We start from the raw sequence: 21,809 nt of genomic DNA, 5'->3' as shown, positions 1-21,809 counted from the left end.
TGGGCCTGGCTCGCGGGCGACTCCTCATCCGCCGGCGAGGGTATTTCTGCGCAGCGCTGCCGCTGCGGTCGAACAGCGATGTGCAATGGCCGTGCCAAGCGTCGCAGCCAGGAAAACCGCAATGTTTTCAGGAACAGGAGGAATTAGGACTGTTGCACGCCTCGATGCGGTCGCCACAAGTGAGGCGCCCGACCTGTTGCAGGTGCCCTCCAGAATCGGGTGACGCCACTCTTACCGATGCGGCTTCAGGTGATAGCGCCTGATCTGCCGATGCACCGTCGAGCGGTCGAGGCCTAGACGGCGGGCCGCCTCGGAAATGTTCCAGTTGCAGGCGTCGAGCATCAGGCTTAACGCCGTCCCCGCATTGCCCGCCTCGTCCGGCTCGATCTTCGCTACGAGATAGTCCGGAAGATCGCAAACTTCGATGACAGAGCCATCGGCTAGCGCCGCCGCAACCGCGACGGCGTTGTCGAGTTCGCGAATGTTTCCCGGCCAATCATGCGCCTTGAGGGCGACCAGCGCGGCCGGAGAGAACGCCAGATCACCTTGAGCACCGGAATGCCGCTTCAGGATCTGCTCCAGCACCCAGTCGAAATCCCGTCTGTCTCTCAGCGGCGGGACCGAGAGCGTTGCAGCGTTCAGCCGGTAATAGAGATCCTCTCGAAAGGCGCCTTGCGAGACCAGCGCCTGCAACGGCCGATGCGAGGCCGAAACGATCCTGATCTGGACCGGTCGCGGCACCGTGCCTCCGACCGGAAGCACTTCGCGCTCGGCCAGCACCCGGAGCAGGCGGCTTTGCAGTCCAAGAGGCATGTCGCCGATCTCGTCAAGAAAAAGCGTGCCGCCGTCCGCCTGCTCGATCAGGCCCTTGCGGCCTTTGGCGGACGCGCCGGTGAAGGCGCCCGGCAGATAGCCGAAGAGCTCGCTCTCGATCAGTTGCTCGGGGATTGCCGCGCAATTGATGGCGACGAATCGGCCGTTGAGGCCGCTGCCCTCGTGGATGGCGCGCGCCAGGTATTCCTTGCCAGTCCCGGTCTCGCCCTGGATGAGGATCGGCAGCCCCGTGCGGGCGAGTTTCGCGGCCTTTGCCTGCAATGCGACGATTTCGGGCGCATCGCCGCCGAGCCGGCGCAGCGGCGGCGGGATCTGAGCGCGCGAGACGCCCGGCGCGCGGATGCCGGAATGCGGCTCGATGGCATGGGCAAAGAGCGCATTGCCGTCGCGGGCGAAAACGAGCCGCTCCTGCGTCGGCCGACGGCGCGTGAGCTCGGGAAGGTCGTCGATCTCCAGGTCGAGGAAGCGCGATACCGGCTCGCCGATGAGTTGGCGCGGATCACGCCAGTCAAGCCCGGTCGATCGGGCGAGGATCTTCGCCCCGCCATGGGTCATGCCGGCAATCCGCCCAAGACCATCGATCGAGATCGCCGCCTCCGGATCGACGTCGAGGAATTCCGGCGAGCGCGAGAAACGCAGCACCCATTGGTGCCGAGCCTGAGCCATGAGATTGGCGAGCTCGATCCGCCTTGCGCTGGCGGTGACGAGATGAAGCGCCAGGTTCTGGCTTGCCTTCAGGATCGGTGAGCTCAACAGCGAGATGTCGAGGACGGCCGAAAGTTCGCCGTGGATGTCGTAGATCGGCGCCGCCGTGCAGGAGAGCGGCGTGTGCGTGTTGTCGAAGTGGTCGGTCTGGTGGATCGTCAACGCCTCGCCCGTCTCGATGCAGGCGCCGACAGCGCAGGTTCCGGCGCGCCATTCGGACCATTCGGAACCGAGATAGAGGCCCGCCTTGCGAAGGCTGTTGTTGAAGAGCGGGTCGCCAAGGAACTCGACAGTCACGCCCTGCCGGTCGGAGAGCAGGAGCACATAGTTCTGGCCCGCCACCTGCCGGAACAGATGCTCGAGACCGGAGCGGGCGATGGTGATCAGGTCTTCCGATTGCTGGCGATGCTCCTTGAGCCGCGTCTCCGGTACGATATAGGCCTCGCAAGCCTGCGCCGGGTCGAGGCGGTGATGCTCCAGGCAGCGTCGCCAGGATTTGACGACCATATCGTCGCGACTGCTCGGAAGGCCACGGCCGACGCGCTCGATTTCGCGGATATGGTCGGAATGTGAAAACATGACCGCCTCCCAACGGAACGCCTTCCTGGGGCGCGAGTGTGCGCATGGGAAGCCGAAATGTAAAGGAAGGGGACCGGCTACGGTGCGTCCGAAATCAAGACCCCTCCCCAACCGTCCTCACAAGGGGGAGGAGTTTGGCACGCGCGGCCAACGCAGGTGCCAATCTCCAGCACCCTCAAACCATGGAACCGTCGGGGCCGAGACGGAGCGGGCGCTGCATCGTAAGCCCCTCCCCCTTGTTGGGTTGGGGAGGGCTCTCTTTTAAGCAAGGGTCGCCGGCACCGGATGCCATCGGCCGCGCGCATCAATCATCGAGGCGGAAGCCCACCTTCATGACGACCTGATAATGCGCCACCTCCCCGTTGACGATCTGCCCCCGAATCTGGTCGACCTCGAACCAGTCGAGATTGCGCATGGTTTTCGAGGCCCGTGAAATCGCCGTTTCGATGGCGTCGGTAACCGAGGCCTCTGAACTTCCGATCAACTCTATCTTCTTGTAGACGTGCCCGCTCACAGCAACCTCCTCGGGTTCTGATTGATCCTGCAGCGCCGTGCGCTTTTCAGGCGCAGAACGGTCGCTGCAGCACTCTGAATTGCTGCATGTTTAAATCGGCTCCGATTTAAACATGCAGTATTCCGAAGACCGCCCTCGAGCAGCGAAGAGTGCGACGGCGCGCTCGCATCGCCAATCATCGAGGGCGATAGCGGCCAGCATGCGCCCGTTGGATCGCGATTGCCAGCCGGCGCGTCCGGAATTTGCGGGGCCTACCCGCCACAGACGGAGGAGCGCCAGGCGAGATCGGCGTTCAGTCAAACCGATGATTTGGCGCGGAAGGATCTTCCGCGCTCTCCTTGCCGAACCATGTCACCGCCTCCCGGGCGATCGCCTCTACCGGCTGGGCGAACGTCGTCAATCGCCTTCGGCATTGCCATCATCAGCGGGCGGCTGGTACCTGTCCGTCCCCGTCGAGGGCGAGCGCCTGACCAAGGGCGCCGCCGTTCTCGCCGCGGCACCGGGCGCGATCGACGACCTGAGCAAGTTGGCGGGTCTCTGAACGGTGTGGCCGCTGTGCTCACTGGCGATGGTTATCCGCCGGGACAAACACGTCAACCACGGTATCAGGGAACTGAGCCGCGGATTTCGGGTGAACAATCCATAAAATTCGTGGGTTGCGGGATTCTTGAATTGAGCTCGATTTGAGCGTAAAATTAACCTAGCAATTCAAAGCGTTACAGCGACCGTGCGACCGATGCAGCGGAGCTGAAACGTCAGGCGCACGCGAGGGTGACGCTTTGGCCAAACTTCATACGTGGAGGTTGTCATGCCAAACACTCTCATTGCGGGAAAAAGGGCTCAGGACTGGGCCAACCTGGTCCTTGGGGTGTGCTTGTTCCTCTCTCCCTGGGTCATCGGTTTTGCGGTTGACGCCGTGCCGACCTGGAATGCCTGGATCGCCGGCATCGTGCTCGGCGCGCTGGCGATTGCTGCGCTTTCAGCCTTCGCAGAATGGGAGGAATGGGTGAACATGGTGATCGGCCTCTGGCTGATCGTTTCTCCCTGGCTGCTCGGCTTCATGGCAAACATGAACGCGATGTGGACACACGTCATCCTCGGCGTGCTCGTCGCAGCATTGTCGGCCTGGGCTGTCTGGGACTATCGCCACCCACAGTCGCATGCTTGAAGCGCGTCGCGTTCAATCGGACTGATGCGACGCGTTAGGCCATGGCTTTCTTGCATGTCGCTGTCCCGATACGGCTGCACACTTTTGGGTGACATGCATGAGACAGCATGATTTCTCAAAGGGCTACAGCGTCCTTTGTGCGTCTGAAAAGACGCGCGGCGCTGTAGTCAGAGGGTGGCGAGTCCTGTGGTAAGTCCCCTCCGAAACTCGTCCAACAACAATTGCTCTCGACCGAGATAGCGGGGCGAGAAATGCATGGGAACGCATCTTGAGACGCCTGCGGCTGCGGCGATACTTCCCGCCTGAGAGGCCGTCAGGTGCCTCTTGGAAGCTGCGATGGCCTTGTCCTCATCAAGATGTGAAGAGCTCCGCCCGACCCGATCTCTTTCCTGATAAAATCTTGCGGTCGCCGCGGAGCCACAGTTCTCAAGCCATCTCACGCCCACCTGCATGGCTCTGTCAACCGCTCGGCAGCCAGGCCCCGATGTGGACCTTCCCCTCAGGTGACGGCTCCTGTGGGACTCGGCTTTACCTCAGAAGCCTCAAATTGGCGGCGGAGGCACGCAGCGACTGGAATTCCGACCAAGTGACCGGAACGTTGAAATCAACCGTTGACCTCAACGTAACTTGAGGAAGCATTGTCATGTTGAAGAGGTGTTGAGACATCAAGAGGAACATGCATGCAAAAGAAACCGGCACTCCTGAACCGTGCTCAATGGGCTGAAAAGGAGGACGTTTGGAAAGGTGGATTCGAAGGTAACGTGTTTGGCACCGACATCTCCGTTATCTTCTACACAACTGATGAAATCGGCCGAGGCCCCAAACTCCACAAGCATCCGTATGATGAAGTTTTTATCGTTCGCCAAGGCCGGGCTCTGTTTACCGTTGGCGACCAGCAGCTAGAAGCCACTTCGGGGCAGATCGTCTTCGGGCCTGCGAACACGCCACACAAATTTGTCAACCTGGGTCCCGGTCGCCTGGAGACGACGGATCTCCATGTCGCGAGCAAATTTGTGCAAGAGGACCTTGAATAGCGATGGTCTCTTCCAGCCGACTGCGATAGACGGAACCTGAATGATCGGCCCGTTGCTGCCGCTCGCCACTTCAAGCAACCGCCTGAGCACCCGTTATCTCGACGAGCGAGCCGCACATGAAGGCTGCCTCATCGGATGCGAGAAAGGCGACAAGCGCGGCAACTTCCTCCGGCTTGCCGATCCGGCCGAACGGCACAAGCTTGTCGAGGTCGGCGATAGTGCGCCCCGAGCGCTTAACCCCCGCCTCGAGCATGGGCGTGTGGATTTCGCCGGGGCAGACCGCGTTGACGCGGACCTTGTGCGGGGCATAGTCGCGGGCGAGGTTCTGCGTGAAAGCCGCAACCGCGGCCTTTGTGGTGTTGTAGGCGATGTGGTTCGGCGCCGGGTAGAGGCCCCATTGCGAGGCGGTGTTGACGATCGCGCCGCCGCCTGCCTCGATCATGTGCGGGATGGCGGCGCGGCAGAGATGGAACATCGAATCGAGATTGACCGCGAAGCTCGCGTGCCAGTCGTCGTCGGTCAGTGACAACAGGTTGCCGCGCCGATTTATACCGGCGTTGTTGACGAGAATGTCGATGCGTTTCTTCAGCGCAAATGTCTCGGCGATCAGCCCGAAGCAGGGCTCCTTATGAGAAATGTCAGCGGCGATGGCGACGGCGGAGCCACCAGCCGCGACGATTTCGGCGGCGACGGTCCTCCCCGCATCGGCGTTGACGTCGGAGACCACCACCAACGCGCCCTCTTCCGCCAGCCGCCGCGATATGGCGGAACCGATTCCTCCGCCCCCGCCGGTAACGACCGCGACCCTGCCCTCTAATCTCATCATGTTCCGCTCCTTGAGATCTAACGAATGTAGCTGCCGCCATTGACGTCGAGCGTTGCGCCATTCAGCGAACGCTGCGATGGCCTGAGCGCGAAGGCAACGAGCTCGGCGATTTCCGAGACATCTGCCATCTCGCCGATCGGTATGTCGGCGACAGCGGCCTGCTTGCCGAATTTCGCGACAAAGTCCTCGGCCATCTCCGTCTTCACCCAGCCGGGCGCGATCGCCACCGCAACGACGCCGTCCCCGCCGAAGCTGCGCGCGATCGATTTCGTGAGATTGATCAGTGCCGCCTTGGTCGCGCCATAGGGCATCGCATCGGCCGCATAGCCGCGCTGGCCCGCGCGGCTGGCCATATTGACGATGCGGCCGCCGGCATGCGCCTTGAAGTGCCTGAGTGCCTCCTTGCAGAGATCGGCGGCGGCGAAGAAATTCACCTGGAACTCTTGTCGCCAGGCGTCCCTCCAGGCGTCGCAGCCCGCGTCGATCGAAACCTCGGTGCGGATGCCGGCATTGTTGACCAGCGCGTGGATGCGGCCTGCCTCGACCTCCGCCTTCCGCCAGAGCTCGAAGGCCCCGTCGGTGTTGGAAAGGTCGGCCTGGACGATCCGCCCATTGCCGGAAATCCGCGCGAGCAGCGCCTCGGCCGCCGCCCTGTCGCGGCCGTAATGGATGATCGGGCGTGCGCCCTCCTTCGCCAGCCGCTCGACGATCGCAGCCCCGATCCCACCGGAAGCGCCCGTGACAAGCACGTGTTGGCCCGCGAGAGATTTTGCAGACATCGCCATTTCTCCTTCAGCCCAGCATATCGACCTGCGGTCCCCAGCTGTCGGAGAGCGCAAAGCCGCTTCTGAACGGGTCGTCGCTGGAGATGCGGAGCTGCTCCCGACCATAGATCCAGCCGCGCCCGGTGATCCGCGGCAGCACTGCAGGTCGGCCGCCGACCTCCGCCGTACCGATCGCCTCGGCAATGAATTCGCCGCCGATGATCGAGCGCGATATCCGCCGATCTCCAATGGCGACCTCGCCGCGGGCATGGAGCGTCGCCAGGTTTGCGGAGCTTCCCGTGCCACAGGGCGACCGGTCGACGCGCCCCGGCTTCAACGTCGTGCAGGTGCGCACGGCGCCGTCCGGGTCCCGTGCGCGGAACATCACATAGGCGATCTCGTCGATACCCGTAAGTTCTGGATGGCGCACGGTCATCTGCTCGGCGAGAAGCGACTTCAGCTCTATCCCCGCCTCCGCCAGATAGCGCGCATGCGCCGGCGCGATCTCGACGCCGATCTGGTCGACATCGACGATCGCGTAGTAGACGCCGCCAAAGGCGATATCGGCCTTGATGCGACCCCATCGCGGCGTCTCGACCTCCCGGTCCAGCGCCTCGGCGAAACTCGGCACATTGTCGAGGCTGACGGACAGACAGCGGCCATCGCGGCAGGCGGCGCGGGCGACGATCAAGCCGGCCGGCGTGTCGAGCCGGACGATCGTTTCCGGTTCCTGCATAGCAACTTGGCCGCTTTCGAGCAGAGCGGTCACGACGCATATGCAATTGCTGCCAGACATCGGATGGGCACGGTCGGCCTGCAGCACGATGACGCCTGCATCGGTACCGGGCCGCGTCGGCGCGACGAGCAGATTGATCGACATGGCGACGCTCGCGCGCGGTTCGAACGTGACGAAGCGGCGCAGGCTGTCGTCGACCGCGTTGATGTGGTTCATCTTGTCGAGCATGGTCGCGCCCGGAATTTCCGGCGCACCACCGACGATCACCTTGCCGATCTCGCCCTGGCAATGGACCAACAGCAGGTCAAGGGAGCGGGTCCAGTTCATGGAGACGGAGCCATTCATTTGAGGTACCACCCCCACTTCTCGCCGGTGGCAAAACGGGTGATCTGTTTCGTCTCGAGATAGTTTTCGAGGCCCCAGCGGCCGAGTTCGCGGCCGATGCCCGATTCCTTGTAGCCGCCCCAGGGTGCCTCAGTGAACGTCGGCTGCGAGCAGTTGATCCAGACGATGCCGGCGCGGAAGGCGCTCGCGACCCGTTCGGCGCGGACATCGTCCTTCGACATCACCGCTGCGGCGAGGCCGAAGCGGGAATCGTTGGCAAGCTCGATCGCCTCCTCTTCGGTTGCGAACGGACGGATGCAGACGACCGGGCCGAAAATCTCCTCGCGCCAGGCATCACTCTCCAACGGCGCTTCGGTCAGGATCGTCGGCTCGAGATAGTAGCCTTTCTCGAAGCCTTCCGGGCGCTTCCCGCCGCAGGCGACAGTCGCCCCGGCAGCTTTCGCCGCTTCGATCGCAGCGACCACCTGCTCGTGCTGGCGCCTGGAGACCAGCGGCCCGAGCAGCACGCCCTCTTCGAGACCATTGCCGATCCTGATCTTCTTCGTTTCTTCGACAAGTCGCGCCAGCAGGCGGTCGTAGATGCCCTGCTGCACGAGGACGCGCGATGTGGCGGAGCAGACCTGCCCCTGGTTCCAGAAGATGCCGAACATGATCCATTCGACCGCCTCGTCGATATCGGCATCGTCGAAGACGACGAAGGGCGACTTGCCACCGAGTTCGAGGCTGACGCGCTTGATGTCGCGAGCTGCGGCCGCCATGATCTTCGAGCCGACCGGGCCGGAGCCGGTGAAGGCGAGCTTGTCGACTTGCCTGTGGTCGATGATCGCCTGTCCGGCGACCGAGCCGGACCCGGTGACGATATTGAGCACGCCCGGCGGCAAGCCCGTCTCGTCGGCGATCGCCGCGAGTTCGAGCGCCGTCAGCGACGTCACTTCGGCCGGCTTCAGCACGACCGTGCAGCCGGCGGCAAGCGCCGGCGCCACCTTCCAGGCCGCCATGAGAAGCGGGTAGTTCCAGGGGATGATCGCACCGGCGACGCCGATCGGCTCCTTGACCGCCTTGGAGGTAAAGCGAGCATCGGCAAGCGCGATCGGCTCTTCCGGATTGTTGTCGAACTGCTCGGCAAGCCCCGCATAGAAATCGAAGCAGCCGGCCGCATCGGCGACATCCCAATCGGCCTCCGGAAACGGCTTGCCGTTGTCGATGACTTCGAGACGGGCGATTTCCGCCTGTCGCGCCCGGATGCCGTCAGCGATGGCGCGCAAATATTTTGCCCGTTGCGCGCCCGACAGCTTCGGCCAGCCATCCTTGTCGAAGGCGCGACGCGCCGCCTTCACGGCGAGATCTACGTCCTTCGCCGTGGCCGCGGCGACCTCGTGGATCACTTCTTCCGTCGCCGGATTGACGACATCGAACATCGCGCCGCTTGATGCCGCTGTCCATTTTCCATCGATGTAGAGTTCACTGCGCATGGTTCACTCCTTGATTCCTCGCTGGCGGGCCTGACGTCAGAACCGGTCGACGCGATATGGTTTGAGATCGATCGGCGGCGGCGCACCGGTCACGAGATCGCTGACCAGCCGCGCGGTCGTCGCCGCGTAGGTGAGGCCCAGATGGCCGTGGCCGGTGGCATAAAAGACGCCACGGTGCTTTGCCGAAGGGCTGATGATCGGCACCGTATCGGGAAGCGCCGGGCGATGGCCCATCCATTCCGTCGCCTTTTCGACCCGCAGATCCGGCAGGGCCCCCTTCGCGCGCTTGACGAGCACTTTCGCCCGCCGATAGTCCGGCGCGGCGTCGAGCCCAGCCATCTCCACCGTGCCGCCGACGCGAATGCCGCCGGCCGTCGGCGTCACCATGAAGGCGCGCGCCGGCCAGATGATCGAGTGGCGCATCGAAATGCCCGGAGCCATGATCTGGGTGTGGTAGCCGCGCTCGGTTTCGAGCGGGATCGGCTCGCCGAGCAGCCGCGACAGCTTGCAGGTAAAGGCACCGGCTGCAAGCACGATTTCCGAAGCAGCTATCGAGCGGCCATCCTTGAGGCGGACAGCCTTGACGCCGCCGCCGTGATCGAAGCCGATAACCTCGCCCTGCTCGATCCTTCCGCCCGACGAGAGAAACTTTTCGCTAAGCTTGACGACCAGTTGGTACGGGTCGCGGATCGAACGGTTGTCGGGAAAGAGCACCGCTTTTTCGATTTTTGACGTCACTGCAGGCTCAAGGTCGCGGATCGCGTTCCCGCTCAAGACTTCGTGGCGGAAGCCGAAGCGCTCCAGGACTTCGATATGCTCGCGATCCGCCCTGAACTCGGCCTCGTTCGCATAGAGGCTCAGACATCCCTCCGCCGTCAGCATGTCGGACAGACTGGCCGCCTTGAGAAGGAAATCGAGGTCTTCGTGGACACGGCGGCAAAGCACCGCGCCTGCTGCTTCCAATTTTCGCACGCGCGACGGCCGGCTCGCCGCCAGGAAGCGCAGGAACCAGGGCATGAGTTTCGGCAGGTAGGACGGCCGGATGCGCACCGGCCCCTCCGGATCGAGGAGCCACGTCGGCATCTGCGCCCAGATTCCCGGCCGCGATGCGGGCATGAACTCAGTGACGGCGATCGAGGCCATGTTGCCGTAGGAAGCGCCCTTGCCGGGGCCTTCCCGGTCGATCAGCACGACGCTCCGTCCGCGACGCTGAAGCTCGAAAGCGATGGTCGCGCCGATCACACCGGCGCCGACGACTGCGATAGGAGACACGAGCTGTCCTCGACAAAACAGGTTGGAGAGCTGGAGGGCAATTTCCACACCCTCCGGCGGCGATTACCAGTTCAGGATCGGCTCCATGGCTGCCCGGAACTCGGCCTTTTCATCGTCGGTCAGCGGTCCGAGCGGCGCGCGGCACTCGCCCATGGGCAGGCCCTGAAGCTCGCAGCCATATTTGATCTTCTGCACGAACTTACCGCTTTCGAGGATGTTCATCGCCCGGTAGAGCGTTTTCATCTGCGCCCGCGCCTTGGAGAGATCGCCGGATCTGAAGATGCTATCAAGATCGCAGCAGGCTTTGGCCATGCAGTTCGCCGGCCCGCAGATCCAGCTTTCTGCTCCCCAGAACATGAAGTCGAGCGCGATGTCGTCCGAGCCGGAAACCAGTTGAATGCGGCCTTCGTAGCGGCTGGCGATGTCGATCGCGCGCTGCAAAACGCCCGAGCTTTCCTTGATCCCGATCACCCGCGGATTGTCGGCGAAATGGTCCATCAGCTCGAAACTGATGTCCGAGCCATCCTTGGCCGGATAGGAATAGAGGACCAGGTTCACGTCGACGGCGTCGAGGACGGTTTCATAATGCCGGATCAGTTCGGCTTGCGTCGGCCGGGTGTAGAATGGCGGCGCGAGTAGCACAGTGTTATAGCCGATCTCATTGGCGATCGCGGTCTGCTCAATAACCTCGCGGGTGGCGGGCGCATTTGTGCCGGCGATCAGAGTTTCGCCCGGCCTGGCAAAATCCTTGACGAATTGCAGCACATCGCGTCGCTCTTCCGTGGACTGGCTGAAATACTCCCCGGTCGAGCCGTTCGGAACCCAGCCGGTGACACCGGCCTCCCGCAGATGTGCCAGAAGCTTTTCAAAAGCCTTGAAGTCGACCCTATTGTTCGCGTCGAACGGGGTGATGAGGGCGGGCATAACGCCAGAGAGTTTCATCGAAGGTCTCCTTTTCAAATTCGGCCGCGATCAGATCGCGAGTTTGGCAAGCACGCGCCGCTCGACGAGCGTGACGGCACGGGTCAGAGGAAAAGCGATGACGAAGTAGATCAGGGCGACCACCGTCAGCACCTCGATCGGGCGCGCCGTGTTGTTGGAAATGTTCTGGCCGACGAACATCAGGTCGGCCATGCCGACGGCGGAGACGAGCGCGCTTTCCTTGAACAGGCTGACGCAGTTGGAGAGAAGCGTCGGGACGGCGCGCAGCACCGCCTGGGGCAGGATGACGCTCGTTACCTGGACGCGGCGCGAAAGGCCCAGCGCGACAGAGGCATCGAGCTGCTCCGGCCCGATTGATTTCAACGACGCCCGAAAGGTCTCGCTGGTAATCGCACCCATATAGAGGGTGAGTGCGATCACGCCGGAGGTTAGATTGGAGAGCTCGACGCCGAGGATCAGCGGCAGGCAGAAGAAGATCCAGAAGAGCTGGACGAGCACCGGCGTGCCGCGGAAGAACTCGACATAGACGCTGGAAACCGCGCGCAGAATGGCGCTGCGCGATGTCCGGGCGAGGCCGATGAAGAAACCGAGGCTGCAGCCGAGAACGACACAGATCAGCGTCAGCTTGATCGTCATCCAGAGACCGAGCGCGAGCGCATTCTGGAAGCGAAGGACGATGGAGAAGTCGAGAGCCATGGGTCTTCTCCTCAGCTCATCATCAGCTGGCGGCGGCGCTCGAGGTAGCCGACGATCTGGGAGACGGGGAACGAGACGGCGAAGTAGACGAGCGCGACGATGGTGAAGGTCTCGATCGGCCGATAGGTCTCGGTCGCAAGCGTCTTCGCCTGGTACATGAGGTCCTGCACGGCGACGATTGCGACCAGGGCGGTCTGCTGAAAGATGCCGATGCCGTTGGTGAGCAGCACGGGGACAGAGGCGCGAACCGCCGTCGGCAGCACGATATAGAGCGTGCGCTGGAGCGGATTGAGACCGAGTGCAATGCCGGCATCGAGCTGTTCGCGCGGAACGGCCTGGATCGCGGCGCGATAGGCCTCGGCATTGAAAGCCATCAGGTTGAGGCCGAGCGCCAGGATGCCCATCGTCATCGAACCGAGAAAGACGTTGAACAGCATCGGCACGCAGTAGAAGAACCAGACGATCTGCACGATCGCCGGCGTGCAGCGAAAGAATTCGACGAAAAGCATCGCCGGAAGCCGGATCGGCGCGAGGCGGCTCATGATGAGACGCGCCAGCGGAAAGCCGAGCACCACGCCGATCAGATTGGCGGCAACCGTCAGCTCAAGAGTGACGATCAGTCCCTCCCAGAGCGGCGCGAAGGAGATGGACTGGAAGTCGAAGGAGTAACCCATCTCGCCCTCCTAGTGCCGGATATGGAAGACGCGATCGATGAACTCGCGGGTGCGCTCTTCCTTGGGCGAGCCGAGCACCTGCTCCGGCGGCCCATCCTCGACGACCACGCCGCCGGCGCAGAAGATCACCCGCGAGGCGATGTTCTTCGCAAACCACATGTCGTGGGTGACGATCATCATCGGCATGTCCTGGCGGGCAAGCTGCAGGATGACCTGCTCGACCTCGGCAACCAGTTCGGGATCGAGGGCCGAGGTCACTTCATCGAACAGCATCAGTTTCGGATCGAGCATCAGGGCGCGGGCGATCGCCACGCGTTGTTTCTGCCCGCCGGAAAGCTGCGCCGGGTAACCACCCGCTTTCGCACCAAGCCCGAAACGCTCGAGCAGCGCCTCAGCGCGCCTGGTGGCACTGCCCTTGTTTTCACCCCTGACCTTGCAAGGCGCAAGGATCAGGTTCTGGATGACGGTGAGATGCGGGAACAGCGTGTAGTGCTGGAACACCATGCCGATCGAGCGCCGCACCTCGGTGTCGATCACGGTTTTCTTGTCGGTCCCCTGAGACGAGATATAGGGCTTGCCGCCGAAGCTGATCGAGCCGCGGTCGATCTTCTCGAGGCCCATCATCACGCGCAGCAGCGTGCTCTTGCCGCCGCCGCTCGGGCCGATGACGACCACCCTTTCGCCGGGCTTCATTTCGATGTCGAGGCCCTTGAGAACCTGGATGTGCGGTCCGTAGCTCTTGTGAAGCGACTGGATTTTGACAAGGGGGGCACTGAAGGACATGGTCATTGCCGATCTCACTGGTCAAAAGAAGGGGTGAACGTGGCCGGGCACGGTGCCCGCGCCCGGCCGGGCTGTCGTCACTGCGTGCTCTTCAACACCTGATCGACAGCCTTGCGGATCAGTTCGTCCACGTGACCGGTTGCGACCTTTTCCTCGAGGAAAATGTTCACCACCTCGACATCGGCGGCCGACAACTGATGCGGCAAGCCGAAGGCGACGCCTTGCTTTGCCAGCGCCGGTTTCGGATTGAGCGCTACTGCCCAGTCAGGGTTGGACTGGGTGAAAAGCTGATTGGTGTCGGAGGCATCGACGAGGATGTCAGCACGCCGCGAGACGACGGCGAGACGCGTTTCGTCATTGCCCGGCAACCGGAGGATCGTTGCGTTCTTAACCGCGGCCGTGATCGCCTTGTCCTGGGCGGTCCCCGACATCACCGCCAGCGTCACGTCCTTCTTGTCGATATCGGCAACCGCGGTCGCTCCGGCCGGGATCTTCGGGTTCCCCTTATTGTAGGCAAGCGAGATCTGGTACTCCATCGCGGGAATCGAGAACTGCACGGCCATCGCGCGGGCGGGCGTCCTGTTCAGCGCGAGCGACACATCCCATTTTCCCGCCTGCAGGCCGGCGACGATGTTGTCCCAGGTCGTATCGACGAACTCCGGCTTGACCTTCAAGGCGTCCGCGAATTCGCGGCAGAGATCGGCGAAGAAGCCGGAATATTCGCCGCTCGCCGGGTCGCGCATGACATAGGGCGGGGCAACGGCCGCGCCGCAACGAAGGACGCCTGCCTTCTGCACGCCTTGCCAATAGCCATCGGCCGTTTGGGCGGAAGCAGTGGTGGTTGAAAGACCAGTGATCAGGGCAAGCGCAGGCAGCGCCCGCAGGACGGGCGAAAGCATCTTCGACAGCATCGTCAGTTCCTCTGTTTGACGTGCGCGTAACGCGCGGTTCCTCTCGTCGGCTTCAGCCGATCTTCGTCGATTTGGTGTCGTCTCTAAGTCGACACGAGATGATGTCGTCTTTGTGTCGACAAAGTCAAGCGGAAAAATTACATTGTCAGCGCAGGACCAATCTGGCCTTATGAATCCGGATGATGGGAAAGGGACCTAAGTGTCTGACGAAGCGGAAACCAAGCGGGCCAAGGGTACGGGCTGGAAAAGCGTCTACGAGACGCTGAGAAACGAGATCCTGGCGCTCACGCTGCCCCCCGGCCAGCTCCTTGACGAGAATACGCTCGCCGAACGGTTCGACATGTCCCGCTCGCCCGTCCGCGAAGCATTGATCAGGCTCGCCGGCGAAGAGCTGGTCGTCACGCTGTCGAACCGCAGCACGATCGTGGCCCCGATCGAGGTCGCAACCTTCCCGAAATATGTGGAGGCGCTCGACATCGCGCAGCGTATGAACACGCGGCTTGCAGCGGAGCTCAGGACCGACGCCGATCTGAAGGCGATCGCCAGGCGGCAGAAGGAATTCGAGGCGGCCGTGAAAACCGGCAACCACCTGCAGATGTCGGAAGCGAACAAGCAATTCCACCTGGCGATCGCCCATGCCGGCAAGAATCTCTACCTTGCTTCGTTCTACGAGCGGCTGTTGAACCAGGGCCAGCGCATGCTGCACTTGCATTTCGAATATCTGGAACGAACGCATGAAGGCTATCTCCTGACCGACGAGCACAACCAGATGCTCGAGGCGATCCGGGCGAAGAACGTCGACCTCGCCGACGAGCTGGCCCACGCCCACACGCGCCAATTCCAGCAGAACTTCATCGACTTCATGCGCGAGAACTACACGACGGACGTCTCTCTCGGGCGGCGAAAGGCAGCGGAATAGATGCGTATCGGTTTCGTTGGCACAGGTGCGATTACCGAGGCGATGGTAACGGGCATCGCCGGCTCCGATCTTGATGTCGCGGAGATCCTCGTCTCGCCGCGCAACCGCGAGACCGCCGCGCGGCTCGCGGGCCGGTTTCCGTCGGTGCGGATCGCCAAGAACAATCAGGAAGTCGTCGATAAGACCGACATTCTGTTTCTCGCCGTCCGGCCGCAGATCGCGGAAGAGGTTATCGGCGGACTGGCGTTCCGGCAGGGCCAGACCATCGTCAGCGTCATCGCGGCAACGGATCGTTCGAAGCTCATGACCTGGATCGGGGAAGAGGTCGAACTCACCCAGGCGATCCCGCTCCCCTTCGTCGCCGACCGGCAAGGCGTTACCGCGATTTACCCGCCCAACGCCCGGATTGCCGCGATCTTCGCCGCGATCGGCCGTGCAGTGGAATGCGAGACGAAGGACGAATATGACCTGCTCGCCGTCGCCAGTTCCCTGATGGGAACCTACTTCGGCATCCTCGATCGCACGACCGATTGGCTGGCCGAGAAAGGTATGGCCCGCGAGAAGGCACGTAGCTATCTGGCGCCGCTCTTTGCGAGCCTGGCGCAGACAGCGGTCCGCGCCGATCAAACGCCACTGGACATTTTGAGGCGTGAGTTTTCGACGCCAGGCGGCTTGAATGAGCAGGTTTTCGAAGATTTCGACCACGGCGGAACACGGGTGCTGACTGATGCGCTCGAGCGGGTGCTGCGCCGTGTCCAAGGATAACACGGCGTAAGCTCACGACCGCTTCCGCATGGTAACGACAATCAGAACCAGCATGCATGGACGGCAATGCCGCAGTATGAAACCATATGGCCATGTCCACTGCTTCTATCATCGGAGGGACCGGTCAGATCGGCCTTGCCGTGGCGGAGCGCCTCGCCCGCGACGGTTGGGAGGTTCGGCTGGTCAGTCGAGCGCCGCCGCCAATCTCTGGTCCGTGGCAGCACGTTGGCGTAGATCGCGAGGACCGCGATGCATTTCGCAAAGCGCTTGCGGGCGGAGCGGATTTGCTACTCGACTGCATCGCCTTTGATCAACGACATGCTGATCAGTTGCTGGAGCTACAGGATGATGTCGGACGCCTGGCTGTGATCTCCAGCGCCAGCGTTTACTGCGATGCGCAGGGCCGGACGCTTGACGAGGCAAGTCAGTGCGGCTTTCCCGCCTTCCCGGTGCCGATCCACGAGAATCACCGCACGGTGGAACCGGGACCACAGACCTATTCAACGAGAAAAGCCGCGATCGAACGTCGTATCCTGGATGGAGCGAGCGCTACGGTCACGATCTTGCGACCCTGCGCGATCCACGGCCCTTACAGCAAGCACGCGAGGGAATGGTGGTTCGTAAAGCGTCTGCTCGATGGTCGCAGGCGCATCCCGCTTGCCTATGGCGGCCGTAGCCGGTTTCAGACGACCTCGACGCAGGCGATCGCTGAGGCGGTGTGTTTCTCGCTGAACTCCGACCAGTCGCAGGTGCTGAACGTCGTGGACGCCGACGCGCCGACGGTCGCTGAAATTGCTCGCGCGATCATGGATTCCATGGACCGGCATGCCGATCTTCTGGGGCTTCCCGACGTGCCCTATCCTCCGACCCGCGGCGTAACGCCGTGGTCGGTCGAAAAGCCGATCGTCTGCGCCTCTTCTGTTCCGAGCAAAGCAACCTATGCAGAAGGAGTCGGGCGCGCCGTGCGCTGGCTGATCGCAGCGACGCAAGACCGGGACTGGCGGGAGGTGCTTCCCCAGCTCGCCGTGTATCCTGCGCACTACTTTGACTATGCTGTCGATGATCAAGCGCTTGCAACAGCCGGCGTGAAGCACATTTCCATTTGATGGCCTCTTGGGTTCCCTCGCCACCATCATTTGCGGAAATGGTTGATCGAACCGGAAAGCGATGTGCTCAGTTGCGTGCCCTGACCGAGCCGCGCCGGTTGGGCTTAATGCGGGGATGCATGCGCCAAGACGGCTCTAGGTAGCTTGAATGATCGTGTTCCTGGACTTCGAAGCATCGTCGCTTGCGAAAAACAGCTTTCCGATTGAAGTCGCCTGGGTGTTCGAGAATGGCGACGCGCGGACGAGCCTTATCCGCCCGGCTGCCGCATGGGACGATTGGGCCGCGGAGCCTGAAGCCGTGCACGGGATATCGAGAAGCCAACTCGAGACGGAGGGTGTATCCGTCGACATCATCGCGGCCGAAATGGTGGAGAGCCTGTCCGGCCACCGGTTGTATGCGAGCGCGCCGTCCTGGGATGGCAAGTGGCTCAGCGTGCTCCTGCGAGCCGCGGGTTTTCCGCGGCATGCTCTTCGGCTCAACGTGTCCGATGACGCCTTTGCCGACGCCGCGAGAGCTGTGCTTGGTCGCGACGTAGCCGAGACGGTCGTTGCTGAAATCGTGTCAGCGGTCACGGCGCGTACGCAGCCAGCGACAAGGCCCCACCGCGCCCTCCCCGATGCCATGCTCGAGTTGGAACGCTGGCGGCTCATCAGACAGGAGGCGACTGCTCTGGCTTCGAAGTCATGACGACCATCTGGGGAAAAAGATATCCATGAGTGAGCGCGGCGCACGCGCGCTTGCTTGAGTGTCAGCAATGAGATTGATACTCCTCAGACACAATCGCTGTGCGCAGCCGGGCCGGTGGGCCCCGTGTGATTTGACGCTGCGAAATGGCAGCAGGACGTGGGAGGAATAGCGCTTTGGCCGAAAACCCGCTTTACGACATCCGCGACGAACGTTTTATTTCCCTGATCGTTGGCAGCGCCGCGCTGGAAGAGCTCTATCGCGGCTGCCGTTGGGCGGAAGGGCCGGTCTGGTTTTCCGACCTCAATTGTCTGATCTGGAGCGATATTCCAAACGACCGGATGATGCGCTGGTCGCCGGAAGGGCACGCCTCGGTCTTCCGCTCACCCTCCAATTATGTGAATGGCAATACGCGTGACCTTCAGGGCCGGCTGATCTCCTGTGAACACGGAGGGCGGCGCGTGACGCGCACCGAATATGACGGCCGCATTACCGTGCTCGCCGACAGCTACCTGGGCAAGCGGCTGAACTCGCCAAATGACGTTGTCGTGCGCTCCGACGGCTCGATCTGGTTCACCGACCCGACCTACGGCATCATCTCGGACTATGAAGGCCACAAGGCAGAGCCCGAACAGGAGACGCGTAACGTCTATCGCATCGACCCCGTGTCGGGCGCAATCGTCGCCGTGGTCACCGATTTCATCCAGCCGAACGGCCTCGCCTTCTCGCCAGATGAAAAGCGGCTCTATATCGCCGACTCCGGATCGGCCGAGCATGAGGTCCCGAGCCATATCCGAGTTTTCGATGTGGCCGGAGATGGCACACTGGGCAACGGCAGCTATTTCTGCTCCATCGACAGCGGCAATCCGGACGGCTTCCGCTTTGACGTTGTCGGGAACCTGTGGTGCAGCGCGGCCGACGGAGTCCATTGCTTTGCACCGGATGGCAAGCTGCTCGGCAAGATCCTGGTGCCGCAGACGGTATCGAACCTCACCTTCGGCGGCCCGAAGAAGAACCGCCTCTTCATCACCGCCACCCAGTCGCTCTATTCGATCTATGTGAAGACGAACGGCGCGCAGCGTCCGTAAACGGGCACCACGCGATCGCCCGTTGAAGTCGCCAAGCCCTCAAGGCGCTCGTCTGATAAGGCGCGCGGCGCTGCGTGTTGCAAGGCGATCAGGTCGGTGTCGAACCCATCACCAAACCTTCGATATCATGCTTCTGAGTGACCGGGATCAACTCTTCGACAACCCTGCACACCAGATGTTTCTTCACCGCCTCCGGCAGGGCGTCGTAATAGTCCTTGGTCACCATCATGTCGTGCAATTCCGCGTGGCCTGCGCCGGGTGCGTCGGCGCCGAGAACCATGACGGGGCGGGCGATCGGGGAGCCGTGCTCCGTCCCGCGATGGATGGTGAGCGCGGAGCGGCACGAAATATCGCCGAGCTTCGGATATTTGCGGGTCGCGAGCTTCTGAAACTCGGGCCACTCTTCCTTGGGCGGAAACATCTCGTGTTTCCATTCGCGACCGTCGAGCCATTGTGTGCCCGGAGCGACCTCGAACGGGCCCATGTCCTCGGTGACGTCGACGCCCGTCAGGTTGAAGGCAAGCGAAGTGATGCGATGCTCGACATAGGTGTCGGGCGGCGAAGGGAAGTCGCGATGCCACGGCTGGTATTTGGCGCCTTGAAACGGCACGTCGAAACCGATTTCGACGATCTGGTAGTCGGGGCCGAGAACCGCCTCGCACATGCCGACGACAAAGGGGTGGGTAACGAGATCGACGAAGCCGGAAAAATCCTGCGGATGTATCTCGACATACCAACGCCGCGGGCCACGACCGACGGCGCCGCCCGGCCGCTGAATGGCGGACCAGAACGCTGTCATCATGTCCTCGCGCATCGCCTCCGCCCATTCACGCGAGAAGGCACCTTTCAGCCCGGTGACGCCGTCCCGCTGCAGGGTTTCGACGGCCGCAGCGAAATCAAAGTCGGCTTCGTGTGTATTTGCCGTTTGCATTGCATCTCCTCTTCGTTTCGGGTCTCCCCGGCGCGGAGCGTCGGTCTCGACCACGCCTCATGCCTTTTCCTCTCGGCGCGACATTAATCGTGCCTGAAGGACAACGACGATGAGTAGAAAGCCGCCCCGGATGACGGATTGCCAATAGGCGGAAAGCGAAATCCACCCGAGGCCGTTCTCGAAATTCAGGATGTTGAACACCATCGCCAGCAGCAGCGCGCCCGCCAGCGTCGCGCCGACGGAGCCGGAGCCGCCGGTCAAAAGCGTGCCGCCGACCACCACGGAGGCGATCGCAAAGAGTTCCCAGCCGACACCTTCGGTAGGCTGACCGGCGCCGAACTGCGAAGCAAGTATGACTCCGGCAAGCCCCGCCAGCGCGCCGGAGCCGAGATAGACGGCGATGAGCGTTCGCCTGACCTTGAGACCCATCAGCGCAGCCGTCGCCTCGCCGCCGCCGATCGCCAGCATGTGACGGCCGATGGGCAGGCGCTCCAGCACCAGCCATCCGGCGATATAGGCGAGAAGGCCAATCCAGGCCGGGATGGGAAAGCCCAAAAAATCGCCCTGGCCAATCTCCGTGAAGCCGCTGTCGTAGGAAACCGAAACCGACTGATTGCCGGCAAGCAGCAAGGCGGTCCCGTAGGCCGCAAGCATGGTCGCGAGCGTCGCGATAAAGGGCTGGATGCGCATGGCGGTGACGATGAAGCCGTTGAGCGCGCCGACGGCAAGGCCCGCCGCGATACCGCCGAAAAGACCTGCCGCCCAGTGATGGGGCGACAACAGCGCCGCGATAACGCTCGCCATGGCCGCCGCGCCGCCGACGGAGAGATCGATGCCGCCGGTCATGATGACGAAGGCCATGCCGAGCGCGATCAGGGCGAACATCGAGTTGTAACGCAGGAAGCTCAGGATGTTGTATTGAGACAGGAAATTGTCGTAGCGCAGCGCTCCGAACAGGATCAGGCCGAGCAGCGCCAGGATGACGCCGAGACGAGCCATGTCGCCGGGAGATCTGAGCGCAAGAGCCTTGAGCAACGCGTTCATCGATACCTCCTTCACGACTTTCCGGCGCGCTGCTGGATGAACACCGCAAGCACGATCAGAGCCGCCTTGACGATCAGCGCGGCGGCGTCGGGGACACCGTTGGCAAGCAGGGTGTAGCGCACGAGCTGGATGACCAGCGCGCCGATCACCGTGCCGATGATATTCGCCCGGCCTCCGGTCAGCAGCGTGCCGCCGACGGCGACTGCGGCGATCGCATCGAGCTCCATGCCGAGACCGACGAGGTTGGCGTCGCTCGCGGAATTGCGCGCGACGACGATCAGGCCGGCAACCCCCGCAAGCGCGCCGCTGATCATGTAGACGAAGAGCTTGACGCGGTGCACGGGAATGCCGGTTAGCCGGGCTGCCTTCTCGTTGCCGCCGACCGCGATGATCTGCCGCCCGAAGACCGTGTAGCGGATCGCCGCCCAGGCTATCGCCGCGATCACCGCCATCAGGATCACCTGCGCGGGAATGCCGGCGACGCGTCCCATCGCGATGAACTGGAAACCTTCGTTCCTGAAAACCTGCAGGTTGCCGTTGGTCATGACCTGCGCGATGCCGCGGCCGGCGATAAAGAGCACGAGCGTCGCGATGATCGGCTGGATCGCAAAGCGGGTGACCAGAAAGCCGTTGAACAGACCGAGCAGTCCGGTGACGGCGACCGGCATAACGAGCGCAAGCGCCACCGCGACCGGCATGTTGGCAATCGGAAAGAGCGTTCCCATGAAGATCATCGGTGCAAGGGCGCCGGCAATCGCCATCAGCGAGCCGACGGAGAGATCGATGCCGCCGGTGGCGATCACCAACGTCATGCCGATCGCGACGATCACGATGGTCGCAACCTGGGTGAGATTGACGTTGAGCGTCTGCAGCGACAGGAAGTTCGGCGTGAAGACGACGTTGAACAGGATCAGCGCAAGGAAGGCGGCGAATGTGCCGTAGCGCCCGGCCAAACTGAAGAAACGTTTGCCCGAGGGGACGGTGTTTGCGCCGGCCTGCGTTTCGATCGTCGTCAT

At 62.7% G+C, this 21,809-nt stretch carries 22 protein-coding genes and 1 pseudogene; 8 read left to right on the top strand and 15 right to left on the bottom strand.

Annotated features, from left to right (window positions below):
• Positions 1 to 231: 231 nt before the first annotated feature.
• Positions 232 to 2,118, bottom strand: a complete 1,887-nt coding sequence (locus GHK62_RS19205; protein WP_153440718.1) for a sigma-54-dependent Fis family transcriptional regulator — start codon at positions 2,116 to 2,118, stop codon at positions 232 to 234.
• Between the two features lie 304 nt (positions 2,119 to 2,422).
• Complete coding sequence (locus GHK62_RS19200; RefSeq protein ID WP_184108481.1) at positions 2,423 to 2,632, bottom strand: dodecin; 210 nt, start codon at positions 2,630 to 2,632, stop codon at positions 2,423 to 2,425.
• A 412-nt stretch (positions 2,633 to 3,044) separates the two neighbouring features.
• Here GHK62_RS19200 and GHK62_RS19195 point away from each other — a divergent pair.
• The 3 genes and pseudogenes from GHK62_RS19195 to GHK62_RS19185 form a co-directional block, all read left to right on the top strand.
• Positions 3,045 to 3,173, top strand: a pseudogene (locus GHK62_RS19195) (inositol monophosphatase family protein); the annotation flags it as partial.
• Between the two features lie 267 nt (positions 3,174 to 3,440).
• Positions 3,441 to 3,800, top strand: a complete 360-nt coding sequence (locus GHK62_RS19190) for an SPW repeat protein (protein WP_153440716.1) — start codon at positions 3,441 to 3,443, stop codon at positions 3,798 to 3,800.
• 680 nt (positions 3,801 to 4,480) lie between these two features.
• Positions 4,481 to 4,834 (top strand): cupin domain-containing protein, encoded by a 354-nt coding sequence (locus GHK62_RS19185; protein ID WP_153440715.1) that lies wholly within the window; start codon positions 4,481 to 4,483, stop codon positions 4,832 to 4,834.
• A 70-nt stretch (positions 4,835 to 4,904) separates the two neighbouring features.
• Here GHK62_RS19185 and GHK62_RS19180 read toward each other — a convergent pair whose 3' ends face one another.
• From GHK62_RS19180 to GHK62_RS19135, 10 genes are all read right to left on the bottom strand, one after another.
• Entirely contained in the window at positions 4,905 to 5,660 is a 756-nt protein-coding gene (locus GHK62_RS19180) for an SDR family NAD(P)-dependent oxidoreductase (protein WP_153440714.1), read from the bottom strand.
• Positions 5,661 to 5,677: 17 nt separating this feature from the next.
• A complete protein-coding gene (locus tag GHK62_RS19175; RefSeq protein WP_153440713.1) occupies positions 5,678 to 6,439 on the bottom strand; it encodes an SDR family NAD(P)-dependent oxidoreductase in 762 nt (253 codons plus the stop codon).
• Positions 6,440 to 6,452: 13 nt separating this feature from the next.
• Complete coding sequence (locus GHK62_RS19170) at positions 6,453 to 7,487, bottom strand: proline racemase family protein (RefSeq protein ID WP_167528304.1); 1,035 nt, start codon at positions 7,485 to 7,487, stop codon at positions 6,453 to 6,455.
• A 14-nt stretch (positions 7,488 to 7,501) separates the two neighbouring features.
• Complete coding sequence (locus GHK62_RS19165; protein ID WP_153440711.1) at positions 7,502 to 8,977, bottom strand: aldehyde dehydrogenase family protein; 1,476 nt, start codon at positions 8,975 to 8,977, stop codon at positions 7,502 to 7,504.
• 36 nt (positions 8,978 to 9,013) lie between these two features.
• Complete coding sequence (locus tag GHK62_RS19160; protein ID WP_184108482.1) at positions 9,014 to 10,249, bottom strand: NAD(P)/FAD-dependent oxidoreductase; 1,236 nt, start codon at positions 10,247 to 10,249, stop codon at positions 9,014 to 9,016.
• 63 nt (positions 10,250 to 10,312) lie between these two features.
• A complete protein-coding gene (locus GHK62_RS19155; protein WP_153440710.1) occupies positions 10,313 to 11,191 on the bottom strand; it encodes a dihydrodipicolinate synthase family protein in 879 nt (292 codons plus the stop codon).
• 30 nt (positions 11,192 to 11,221) lie between these two features.
• The gene (locus tag GHK62_RS19150; RefSeq protein ID WP_153440709.1) at positions 11,222 to 11,887 is read right to left on the bottom strand and encodes an amino acid ABC transporter permease; all 666 of its coding nucleotides are present in this window, start codon (positions 11,885 to 11,887) and stop codon (positions 11,222 to 11,224) included.
• 11 nt (positions 11,888 to 11,898) lie between these two features.
• Positions 11,899 to 12,561: an amino acid ABC transporter permease gene (locus GHK62_RS19145; protein ID WP_153440708.1), complete on the bottom strand. Its 663-nt coding sequence runs from the start codon at positions 12,559 to 12,561 to the stop codon at positions 11,899 to 11,901.
• 9 nt (positions 12,562 to 12,570) lie between these two features.
• Complete coding sequence (locus tag GHK62_RS19140) at positions 12,571 to 13,350, bottom strand: amino acid ABC transporter ATP-binding protein (protein WP_153440707.1); 780 nt, start codon at positions 13,348 to 13,350, stop codon at positions 12,571 to 12,573.
• A gap of 71 nt (positions 13,351 to 13,421) precedes the next feature.
• Positions 13,422 to 14,255, bottom strand: coding sequence for a substrate-binding periplasmic protein (locus GHK62_RS19135; protein WP_153440706.1), 834 nt, complete (start codon positions 14,253 to 14,255; stop codon positions 13,422 to 13,424).
• Positions 14,256 to 14,454: 199 nt separating this feature from the next.
• Here GHK62_RS19135 and GHK62_RS19130 point away from each other — a divergent pair, with 199 nt between their 5' ends.
• The 5 genes from GHK62_RS19130 to GHK62_RS19110 all read left to right on the top strand — a co-directional run bounded on the left by GHK62_RS19130 (position 14,455) and on the right by GHK62_RS19110 (position 18,818).
• Positions 14,455 to 15,174 carry a GntR family transcriptional regulator gene (locus GHK62_RS19130; protein ID WP_184108483.1) on the top strand — a complete coding sequence of 240 codons (720 nt, stop codon included), beginning with the start codon at positions 14,455 to 14,457 and terminating at the stop codon, positions 15,172 to 15,174.
• Positions 15,175 to 15,939: a pyrroline-5-carboxylate reductase gene (locus GHK62_RS19125; protein WP_153440705.1), complete on the top strand. Its 765-nt coding sequence runs from the start codon at positions 15,175 to 15,177 to the stop codon at positions 15,937 to 15,939.
• 92 nt (positions 15,940 to 16,031) lie between these two features.
• A complete protein-coding gene (locus tag GHK62_RS19120; RefSeq protein WP_153440704.1) occupies positions 16,032 to 17,045 on the top strand; it encodes an NAD-dependent epimerase/dehydratase family protein in 1,014 nt (337 codons plus the stop codon).
• Between the two features lie 148 nt (positions 17,046 to 17,193).
• Positions 17,194 to 17,733, top strand: coding sequence for a 3'-5' exonuclease family protein (locus GHK62_RS19115; RefSeq protein WP_153440703.1), 540 nt, complete (start codon positions 17,194 to 17,196; stop codon positions 17,731 to 17,733).
• 173 nt (positions 17,734 to 17,906) lie between these two features.
• The gene (locus GHK62_RS19110) at positions 17,907 to 18,818 is read left to right on the top strand and encodes an SMP-30/gluconolactonase/LRE family protein (protein ID WP_153440702.1); all 912 of its coding nucleotides are present in this window, start codon (positions 17,907 to 17,909) and stop codon (positions 18,816 to 18,818) included.
• 88 nt (positions 18,819 to 18,906) lie between these two features.
• Here GHK62_RS19110 and GHK62_RS19105 read toward each other — a convergent pair whose 3' ends face one another.
• From GHK62_RS19105 to GHK62_RS19095, 3 genes are read right to left on the bottom strand one after another with little or no spacing between them, the layout of a single operon-like run.
• Positions 18,907 to 19,749 (bottom strand): phytanoyl-CoA dioxygenase family protein, encoded by an 843-nt coding sequence (locus tag GHK62_RS19105; RefSeq protein WP_153440701.1) that lies wholly within the window; start codon positions 19,747 to 19,749, stop codon positions 18,907 to 18,909.
• Positions 19,750 to 19,806: 57 nt separating this feature from the next.
• Positions 19,807 to 20,793 (bottom strand): ABC transporter permease, encoded by a 987-nt coding sequence (locus tag GHK62_RS19100; protein ID WP_153440700.1) that lies wholly within the window; start codon positions 20,791 to 20,793, stop codon positions 19,807 to 19,809.
• Positions 20,794 to 20,804: 11 nt separating this feature from the next.
• Positions 20,805 to 21,809: an ABC transporter permease gene (locus GHK62_RS19095; RefSeq protein WP_153440699.1), complete on the bottom strand. Its 1,005-nt coding sequence runs from the start codon at positions 21,807 to 21,809 to the stop codon at positions 20,805 to 20,807.

This window comes from Sinorhizobium terangae (assembly GCF_009601505.1).
Lineage (GTDB): Bacteria > Pseudomonadota > Alphaproteobacteria > Rhizobiales > Rhizobiaceae > Sinorhizobium > Sinorhizobium terangae.
This window is presented reverse-complemented; position numbering and strand designations above follow the sequence as displayed.

What these genes read in the sequence shown, in the direction of transcription:
- GHK62_RS19180 (WP_153440714.1), bottom strand. Translation starts at nt 5,660, where the DNA reads ATGATGAGATTAGAGGGCAGGGTCGCGGTCGTTACCGGCGGGGGCGGA.
- GHK62_RS19165 (WP_153440711.1), bottom strand. Translation starts at nt 8,977, where the DNA reads ATGCGCAGTGAACTCTACATCGATGGAAAATGGACAGCGGCATCAAGC.
- GHK62_RS19205 (WP_153440718.1), bottom strand. Translation starts at nt 2,118, where the DNA reads ATGTTTTCACATTCCGACCATATCCGCGAAATCGAGCGCGTCGGCCGT.
- GHK62_RS19125 (WP_153440705.1), top strand. Translation starts at nt 15,175, where the DNA reads ATGCGTATCGGTTTCGTTGGCACAGGTGCGATTACCGAGGCGATGGTA.
- GHK62_RS19095 (WP_153440699.1), bottom strand. Translation starts at nt 21,809, where the DNA reads ATGACGACGATCGAAACGCAGGCCGGCGCAAACACCGTCCCCTCGGGC.
- GHK62_RS19170 (WP_167528304.1), bottom strand. Translation starts at nt 7,487, where the DNA reads ATGAACTGGACCCGCTCCCTTGACCTGCTGTTGGTCCATTGCCAGGGC.
- GHK62_RS19140 (WP_153440707.1), bottom strand. Translation starts at nt 13,350, where the DNA reads ATGACCATGTCCTTCAGTGCCCCCCTTGTCAAAATCCAGTCGCTTCAC.
- GHK62_RS19155 (WP_153440710.1), bottom strand. Translation starts at nt 11,191, where the DNA reads ATGAAACTCTCTGGCGTTATGCCCGCCCTCATCACCCCGTTCGACGCG.
- GHK62_RS19135 (WP_153440706.1), bottom strand. Translation starts at nt 14,255, where the DNA reads ATGCTGTCGAAGATGCTTTCGCCCGTCCTGCGGGCGCTGCCTGCGCTT.
- GHK62_RS19105 (WP_153440701.1), bottom strand. Translation starts at nt 19,749, where the DNA reads ATGCAAACGGCAAATACACACGAAGCCGACTTTGATTTCGCTGCGGCC.
- GHK62_RS19115 (WP_153440703.1), top strand. Translation starts at nt 17,194, where the DNA reads ATGATCGTGTTCCTGGACTTCGAAGCATCGTCGCTTGCGAAAAACAGC.
- GHK62_RS19150 (WP_153440709.1), bottom strand. Translation starts at nt 11,887, where the DNA reads ATGGCTCTCGACTTCTCCATCGTCCTTCGCTTCCAGAATGCGCTCGCG.
- GHK62_RS19145 (WP_153440708.1), bottom strand. Translation starts at nt 12,561, where the DNA reads ATGGGTTACTCCTTCGACTTCCAGTCCATCTCCTTCGCGCCGCTCTGG.
- GHK62_RS19100 (WP_153440700.1), bottom strand. Translation starts at nt 20,793, where the DNA reads ATGAACGCGTTGCTCAAGGCTCTTGCGCTCAGATCTCCCGGCGACATG.
- GHK62_RS19120 (WP_153440704.1), top strand. Translation starts at nt 16,032, where the DNA reads ATGTCCACTGCTTCTATCATCGGAGGGACCGGTCAGATCGGCCTTGCC.
- GHK62_RS19175 (WP_153440713.1), bottom strand. Translation starts at nt 6,439, where the DNA reads ATGTCTGCAAAATCTCTCGCGGGCCAACACGTGCTTGTCACGGGCGCT.
- GHK62_RS19185 (WP_153440715.1), top strand. Translation starts at nt 4,481, where the DNA reads ATGCAAAAGAAACCGGCACTCCTGAACCGTGCTCAATGGGCTGAAAAG.
- GHK62_RS19190 (WP_153440716.1), top strand. Translation starts at nt 3,441, where the DNA reads ATGCCAAACACTCTCATTGCGGGAAAAAGGGCTCAGGACTGGGCCAAC.